Here is a 7,618-nt window from a genome sequence, read left to right as displayed (position 1 = left end):
AATAGGTCTATTATATGCTTGTCCAAATCATCAATTTTAAACCAAAAATAGCATTTTTACCTAAATTGTTTTATTTATTTCTCTGCTTCTATTCTCAATGAAGTGATTAAAAATACATTAGCAGTTTTTTTGGACGTTATAGAAACCCGGAATTTCCCGTTTTTGGTGGCTAAAGAAAGAATTCCAAACCGGATATTGGGGTTCGTATTAATGAGATGTATAACTGTAGAATTAACCGCAGGATGTTTGGTGAAAAAATCTCTTAAAATTTGTTCGGCCTGTAGTTTTGAGTAGACATCTTCTTCGTTAATCAAACTTAACTCAACAGATGGACTGAAACTTTTAGCGATTTCCCTTGAGTTTCCGGCTTTAAATAGAGCAGACATTTCATCAACAAAATCCCCCTGGAATGGTGAAGAGGGAAGAAAAGGCATAACAAAAACGAGCACCGGAAGTAAAAATCTGATCATCTCAATTAATCTATAGTCCCCAGTCCTACATAAACTATGCCATTAATAGATCATAAATTGCAATTAAGTGCCTTTTAAAACCCTAATAGGTTTATATTTGCTCATCTAAAATAAGACAAGATTTTTAACTAAAATATGCTGATGGAACATAAAAAAGTAATGCTTCTGATCCTGGATGGCTGGGGTTATGGTAAACAGGACAAATCTGATGCCGCCTATGCCGCTAATACCCCTTTCTTTGATTCCTTATTAAAAAAATACCCTAACTCCAAACTGGAAGCCTCAGGTGAAGCTGTAGGTTTACCTGTTGGCCAGATGGGAAATTCGGAAGTAGGACACATGAACCTGGGTGCAGGACGTGTGGTGTACCAGGAACTGGGCAGGATCAACAAAGCGATCAGCGACCGGAGCCTTTTTTCTAATCCTGTACTGAAAGATGCGTTTAATTATGCAAAAGAAAATAACAAGGCTGTACATTTCATAGGTTTACTTTCTGACGGTGGTGTGCATGCGCATATCAACCACCTTAAAGCGCTTTGTGATGCTGCAGATGAAGAAGGACTGAAAAAGGTATTTGTTCATGCTTTCCTTGATGGAAGGGATACCGATCCTAATTCAGGACTTGGCTTTGTTAAGGATCTTCAAGCTCATATTGAAAAATCTTCTGCCCAGCTGGCCAGTATGATTGGCCGTTATTATGCTATGGACCGGGATTCCAGATGGGAAAGAGTAAAACAAGCTTATGATCTGCTGACAAAAGGTATTGGTGAGGCTACGCAAAATGCAGCAGGTGCACTTGAACAATCCTATGCTGACGGTGTAACAGACGAGTTTGTAAAACCTATTGTGATTACAAAGGCAGACGGGTCTCCTACCGCAACAATACAACCGGATGATGTAGTGATCTGTTTCAATTACAGAACAGACCGCGGACGCGAAATCACTTCCGCACTGTGCCAGCAGGATTATGCAGAGTTTAATATGCATAAGCTGCCATTGTACTATGTGACAATGACAACTTATGATGAGAATTTTATAAACGTTAAAGTAATCTTCACTAAAGATGACCTGAGCGAAACATTGGGAGAGGTTCTGGAACAACACCACAAGAACCAGATAAGGATTGCAGAAACAGAGAAATACCCACATGTGACCTTCTTTTTTTCAGGAGGCCGGGAGCAAGTTTTCGAGAATGAAAAACGTATTATGATCCCATCCCCTAAAGTTGCCACTTATGACCTGCAGCCGGAAATGAGTGCTCAGGGCATTACCGATGCCATTGTAAAAGAGCTGGAAACCGGCTGGGCTGATTTCATTTGCCTGAACTTTGCAAACCCTGACATGGTTGGCCATACCGGTGTATTTGATGCGGTGGTTAAAGCTGTAGAAACTGCTGACCGTTGTGCGGAAGCAGTAGTGACAAAAGGCTTGGAGAAGGGGTATTCCTTTATCATTCTGGCCGATCACGGAAATTCAGAATTTATGATCAATCAGGATGGTTCAGTAAATACGGCTCACACCACCAACCTCGTACCCTGCATTCTGGTAGACAACGATTACACCTCCATTGCAGATGGAAAACTAGGCGATGTTGCCCCAACAATCTTAAAATTAATGGGAATTCCTAAACCTGAGATCATGACTGGAAATTATCTGATCTAATGAAGAAGCATCTGTTTTTACTTTCTTCCATAGGATTTTTTGCCGCCTGTAATCCCTCTGGCCCAAACCCTCATGCAGAAGATAAGTATTTCGATATTCAGAATTATTTTCAGCAAGAGGCGCTTCGCTTAAATAAAGCGAAACCTCTTGTTGAAAAAACCGTTATGGTCAATGGTGCCGAAGAAAAGAAAAAGGTTAGCATTGCTGACTGGAACAGGGAGTTTTCTGTCTTTTCTGATGCCGACATCAACAAATCAGCCTGGAAAGGTGCATTTAAGGTAACAAAAACGAAAAACGAAGAACTGTATGTAAATACAGAAGACAAGATTCCTGTGAAGCAGGTCCTGATCTATAGAGCAGGCAACCAGATTACAGGCATTAAAATTTTGCAAAACACGGCTAATTACCTATACAACTCTGTCGATACACTGGTTTATTACCCGGATAGTTTATACCAGATCAGTAAAACACAACACATCAGATTACTGAATGCGAAGGCTTATAAAGTTACCGGAAAATTTTAGACAATAACAGATTCCTTACACAAAAAGGGCGGTATTTTTTCAAATACCGCCCTTTTTGTGTTGAGTTCTTTCTCTTATTTAAGGCTGGTCACCTGGGCTTTTACATAATCCACTAAAGACAAAATGTCCTTTCTTTGCGGTTGTATAATTAAAATCTTCTGAAAGTCAGAAGTTGCATTATTGAACAAAGCAATACATGCGGTTTTTTCTGCAGCTTTTTTCACCTTATAAGATTTGAAGATGGCATAGTCTTTATAGGCAATGCCCCTGTTTTGCAACAATTGTGCATTTTCTTCCCCATTGATTTCAATGGCCTTCGTAAAATCTTTAATAGCTGAGACATAAAAATTATCACGCATCTGGTTTAAGGATTCTTTAGGATCATTGGCAATATTCTGCCTGGCCTTTCCCCTGTAATAGTAGGCAGAGTACTCTGACGGCTTTAATGCAATAAGCCTTGTATAGGTAGATATTGCATTTTCAAAATCACCACATTGAAAATAAGAATACCCCAGCATTTTCAATACCTCTGCATTATTTGGGTTTTTTACATCTGCTTTTTCCAACTGGCTCACCGCACCCTTAAAATCACCCTTCATCATGGCCTGCATCCCCAGCTTATCATAACCGCCAGTTTGGGCCATGGATGTTGTTGTAGAAAAAACAAATAAAAGGAAGATCGCTTGTTTTAGGTAATTCATTAAATTTTAATTAAAAAATAAAGATATAAAAATCAAAGGTAAACTTTAGGCAACTATTGTACCATTTGCAAATATTAATTTCTTTAACGCTGAATAAGCCAAAATATGATTGGCTGTGAAATAATTTTTACACACTGCCTTTTTAGCATGTTAAACCGATTACCTTTGCTTTGGCACAAGAGTTGAAAATATAGGATTCAACACATAATTAATATTTCCGCGACGACATGCTGTCAGATTGTCGTTTATTATTTTAAGAAAGGCTTTTTTAATGAGTATAAAAGATCAGTTTGATTTTGGCAACGCGCTTCCCATCATAAATGAAGATACAGAATTCTTTCCGCTAATGTCTCAGCAGGACGAAGACGAAATGAATAACGAAGAAACACCAGAAATCCTGGCCATCTTGCCCCTGCGCAATACGGTCCTTTTTCCTGGCGTGGTTATTCCGATCACAGTTGGCAGAGATAAATCGATAAAGCTAATCAAGGAAGCCTATAAGGGCAACAAGATTATAGGTGTAGTATCACAGAGGGATGTTTCGATTGAGGATCCTACTTTCGATCAGTTGAACAGTGTAGGAACAGTGGCACATATCATCAAAATGCTTCAGATGCCAGATGGTAACACCACTGTAATTATACAGGGCAAGCAACGTTTCAGGCTAATTTCGGAAGTTCAGTCTGAGCCCTATATTAAGGTAACCATTGAAAAATTTGAGGAGGCCAAGCATAAATCGGATAAAGAATTCAAAGCCCTGGTCGCTTCTATAAGAGAAATGTCTTCGCAGATTATACAGCTGTCGCCAAATATTCCAAGTGAAGCTGGTATTGCACTAAAAAATATTGAAAGTACTTCTTTTCTGATCAATTTCATCTCTTCTAATATGAATGCCGACGTGGCAGACAAACAGAAGATGCTGGAAATGTCCAGTCAGCGTGACAGGGCAGAAATGGTCATGGAATTGCTTACGCTTGAGTTGCAAATGCTGGAGCTTAAAAACCAGATCCAGTCTAAGGTTCGTACGGATCTGGACAAACAACAAAGGGACTACTTCTTAAATCAACAGCTGAAAACCATCCAGGAAGAACTTGGAGGTAATTCTTCTGATGTGGAGTACGAAGCACTGGAAGTTCGTGCAAAGAAGAAAAAATGGGAAGTTCATGTTCGGGATCATTTTAACAAAGAACTAGAAAAATTGGGCCGGATGAACCCCGCGGCTCCGGATTATTCTATCCAGATCAATTACCTGGAACTTTTACTTGACCTTCCGTGGAATGAATTCACCAAAGATAATTTTGATCTGAAGCGTGCACAGCGTGTATTGGACAAAGATCATTTTGGACTGGAGAAAGTAAAACAACGGATCATTGAATACCTTGCCGTATTGAAACTGAAACGGGATATGAAGGCTCCGATCATCTGTCTGGTTGGCCCTCCGGGCGTGGGTAAAACTTCCCTGGGCAAATCTATCGCAAAGGCCTTGAACCGTAAATATGTAAGGATGGCGCTTGGTGGTATCAGAGACGAAGCTGAGATCCGCGGACATAGAAAAACATATATTGGAGCAATGCCAGGCCGTATTATTCAATCGATTAAAAAAGCTGGTGCGGCTAACCCTGTATTTGTATTGGATGAGATTGATAAAGTAGGCTCTGACTTTAGGGGCGATCCTTCTTCTGCCCTGTTAGAGGTACTGGATCCGGAACAAAATAGCGCATTTAATGACCATTATGTAGAAACAGATTATGATTTATCTAATGTTCTGTTCATTGCGACTGCAAATTCTTTGAGTACTATACAGCCAGCATTGCTAGACCGTATGGAGATCATTGAAGTCAATGGTTATACTATTGAAGAAAAAATAGAAATTGCAAAAAAATACTTACTGCCTAAGCAGAAAGAGATCCACGGTATAAAATCGAAAGACATTACGCTTAAATCAGGTTTGATTGAGAAAGTGATTGAAGATTATACCAGAGAATCAGGCGTTCGTGGCCTGGAGAAAAAAATTGGTTCACTAGTGAGGGGTGTAGCGACAAAAATCGCCATGGAAGAGACTTATGAACCTGTACTAAACAATGATGATGTAGAACGCATCCTTGGTGCCCCGATCTATGATAAAGATCTATATGAAGGCAACGAAGTGGCTGGTGTGGTAACCGGATTGGCCTGGACATCTGTTGGTGGAGATATTTTGTTTATTGAGGCCAGCCTGAGTCCTGGAAAAGGTAAACTGACCTTAACAGGAAATCTTGGAGAGGTAATGAAAGAATCTGCAGTAATTGCCCTGGCTTACCTGCGCGCGCACGCTGGCTTGTTTGGTATTGCCTACGAATTGTTCGATCAGTTTGACATCCATGTACACGTTCCCGCTGGTGCAACGCCTAAAGACGGGCCTTCTGCCGGGATCACCATGCTTACAGCCTTAACTTCTGCATTTACCCAACGCAAGGTAAAATCAAATTTGGCGATGACAGGAGAAATTACTTTAAGAGGGAAAGTTCTTCCCGTTGGAGGTATCAAAGAGAAGATATTGGCTGCCAAACGCGCAAATATCAAGGATATTATTTTATGTAAATCCAATAAAAAGGACATTCTGGAAATTAAAGAAAGCTATATCAAAGATCTGAATTTCCATTATGTGACGGAAATGAAAGAAGTCATTGAACTCGCACTGACAAAAGACAAGGTTAAAAATCCTCAGGATTTAACAATAAAAACAAAGCCTGCAGCGACTAATTAATTAAAATAGATATATTTAAGGCCCCGGACCCATCGTCCGGGGCTTTTTTAATTCCTTTCCATGAAATTTTTAAAATACCTTATTGTCTTATCCTGTGCACTGTCTTTTCAGATGGTGAATGCACAGACCTATAAAAATGAATTTGGCTTTAAAAGCGATAATGATGCCTATCTTGGTCAGGGTTCGGACCGTTATTACACCAATGGATTGTTCCTGAACTTTAAACATGCGCTTGACCAGGGTAAACTGAAAGAAAACCTGGAAAAGAAGACCTGGGAAATTACTGCCGGACAAAAGATGTTCAATCCTTATTCAGGATATGCTCCGGATCCTGCACTGCAAGACCGTCCATTTGCTGGCTATTTATATGTAGAAGGCGCGATGAATTGGTTTTTCAAAAACGAGAGCATTCTGAGGACAAGTGTGCAGATTGGTACAACTGGCCCCAATTCACTCGCACAAAAAGGACAGGAACTTTTGCACCGAACCGTTGGTTTTTATACTCCGGAAGGATGGGACTACCAGATCAAAAATGAAATGGCCATTAATCTTTCTGCACAATATACCCGCTTATTGTACCGCACTGCTGATCCTATTGCTGATTTTTCTTTTGAGGGCTATGCGAACGCAGGTACAACTTTTAGTGGTGCCGGCGCAGGAATATTGTTTAGGATAGGAAGCATCAACCAGCTTTTTAATTCTTCCTATACCAATGCTGTAATCGGAAACAACGCAAAAACCAAGGGATTGGTTAAACAGGAAATTTTCTTCTATGCCAAACCACAGTTAAACTTTGTTGCTTACGACGCGACCATTCAGGGCAGTTTATTCAACAACAACAGTCCGGTAACATTTGGATCGAAACCGATTGTGTTTGCGCAACAATTGGGAGTAGATTACAGTTCACAGCGATTTACATTTGATTTTGGAGTATTGTTCAAAACCAAGGAAGTAAAGAGTTCGGCCAGGGCCCATCAATGGGGAACGATCAGTATGGCTTACAGGTTTAACTAAACCTGTTTTCGTATTAAATAAAGAAGCCTCAATAATCTAATTGAGGCTTCTTTCGGTTTGCCTTTTTAAAGGACCGTGTTTGCTTGTCTTCCAAGCGCTTCCGGACCACTGCTCCTGGAATCCGGGTAGGCTTCCTTTTTTTATCAACATGCAGGGCCAATTTTAGCAAATGAAGTAATTTAAGAATCGTTTTTTCTTTGTTTAACAATTGACTTCTGTCTTCCTGTGATACCACATGAAGGTTTCCTTCCTGATCAATGCGATGTGCCAGACGCTCTGAAAGCAAGGCTTTTTCTTCGGGACTGAAAAAGGGTGCTTCAACAATATTGATCACTAATTCTACTTTACTGGAAACTTTGTTCACATTTTGTCCTCCTTTCCCTCCGCTTCTCGAAGTTTTAAAGGTGGCTATTTTTATAATCTCTTCTCTTACAGGTAACATTTTGTAAAAATAATATTTTAAAGGCATTTTAACCTTAAAAATTAGCTAAAGTATTAACT

Annotated in this window: 7 protein-coding genes; 4 read left to right on the top strand and 3 right to left on the bottom strand. The window is 39.9% G+C overall.

Annotated elements, in window-relative coordinates:
- Positions 1–74: 74 nt before the first annotated feature.
- A complete protein-coding gene (locus DBR11_RS26095) occupies positions 75–470 on the bottom strand; it encodes a DUF4783 domain-containing protein (RefSeq protein WP_108555498.1) in 396 nt (131 codons plus the stop codon).
- A gap of 141 nt (positions 471–611) precedes the next feature.
- Here DBR11_RS26095 and gpmI point away from each other — a divergent pair, with 141 nt between their 5' ends.
- Both gpmI and DBR11_RS26085 read left to right on the top strand, forming a co-directional pair.
- Complete coding sequence (gpmI, locus tag DBR11_RS26090) at positions 612–2,132, top strand: 2,3-bisphosphoglycerate-independent phosphoglycerate mutase (RefSeq protein WP_108555500.1); 1,521 nt, start codon at positions 612–614, stop codon at positions 2,130–2,132.
- Positions 2,132–2,656: a hypothetical protein gene (locus tag DBR11_RS26085; RefSeq protein ID WP_108555497.1), complete on the top strand. Its 525-nt coding sequence runs from the start codon at positions 2,132–2,134 to the stop codon at positions 2,654–2,656. The genes gpmI and DBR11_RS26085 overlap by 1 nt, the downstream gene beginning before the upstream one ends.
- A gap of 74 nt (positions 2,657–2,730) precedes the next feature.
- Here the strand turns inward: DBR11_RS26085 and DBR11_RS26080 are convergent, their stop codons facing one another.
- Positions 2,731–3,357 (bottom strand): tetratricopeptide repeat protein, encoded by a 627-nt coding sequence (locus DBR11_RS26080; protein WP_108555496.1) that lies wholly within the window; start codon positions 3,355–3,357, stop codon positions 2,731–2,733.
- A gap of 271 nt (positions 3,358–3,628) precedes the next feature.
- Here DBR11_RS26080 and lon point away from each other — a divergent pair, with 271 nt between their 5' ends.
- The gene (gene lon / locus DBR11_RS26075) at positions 3,629–6,103 is read left to right on the top strand and encodes an endopeptidase La (RefSeq protein WP_108555495.1); all 2,475 of its coding nucleotides are present in this window, start codon (positions 3,629–3,631) and stop codon (positions 6,101–6,103) included.
- Positions 6,104–6,163: 60 nt separating this feature from the next.
- On the top strand, positions 6,164–7,117 hold the full coding sequence (locus DBR11_RS26070; protein WP_108555494.1) for a lipid A deacylase LpxR family protein: 954 nt from the start codon (positions 6,164–6,166) through the stop codon (positions 7,115–7,117).
- A gap of 28 nt (positions 7,118–7,145) precedes the next feature.
- On the opposite strand, the gene arfB is transcribed toward DBR11_RS26070, so the two are convergent.
- Positions 7,146–7,559, bottom strand: a complete 414-nt coding sequence (gene arfB / locus DBR11_RS26065) for an alternative ribosome rescue aminoacyl-tRNA hydrolase ArfB (RefSeq protein ID WP_108555499.1) — start codon at positions 7,557–7,559, stop codon at positions 7,146–7,148.
- Positions 7,560–7,618: the final 59 nt, after the last annotated feature.

This window comes from Pedobacter sp. HMWF019 (assembly GCF_003061025.1).
Taxonomy (GTDB): domain Bacteria; phylum Bacteroidota; class Bacteroidia; order Sphingobacteriales; family Sphingobacteriaceae; genus Pedobacter.
Note: the sequence above shows the minus strand (reverse complement) of the source record. Positions and strands in the feature narration are given on the sequence as shown.

Coding starts and splice junctions, on each gene's coding strand:
- DBR11_RS26095 (WP_108555498.1), bottom strand. CDS start 470: ATGATCAGATTTTTACTTCCGGTGCTCGTTTTTGTTATGCCTTTTCTT.
- gpmI (WP_108555500.1), top strand. CDS start 612: ATGGAACATAAAAAAGTAATGCTTCTGATCCTGGATGGCTGGGGTTAT.
- DBR11_RS26085 (WP_108555497.1), top strand. CDS start 2,132: ATGAAGAAGCATCTGTTTTTACTTTCTTCCATAGGATTTTTTGCCGCC.
- DBR11_RS26080 (WP_108555496.1), bottom strand. CDS start 3,357: ATGAATTACCTAAAACAAGCGATCTTCCTTTTATTTGTTTTTTCTACA.
- lon (WP_108555495.1), top strand. CDS start 3,629: ATGAGTATAAAAGATCAGTTTGATTTTGGCAACGCGCTTCCCATCATA.
- DBR11_RS26070 (WP_108555494.1), top strand. CDS start 6,164: ATGAAATTTTTAAAATACCTTATTGTCTTATCCTGTGCACTGTCTTTT.
- arfB (WP_108555499.1), bottom strand. CDS start 7,559: ATGTTACCTGTAAGAGAAGAGATTATAAAAATAGCCACCTTTAAAACT.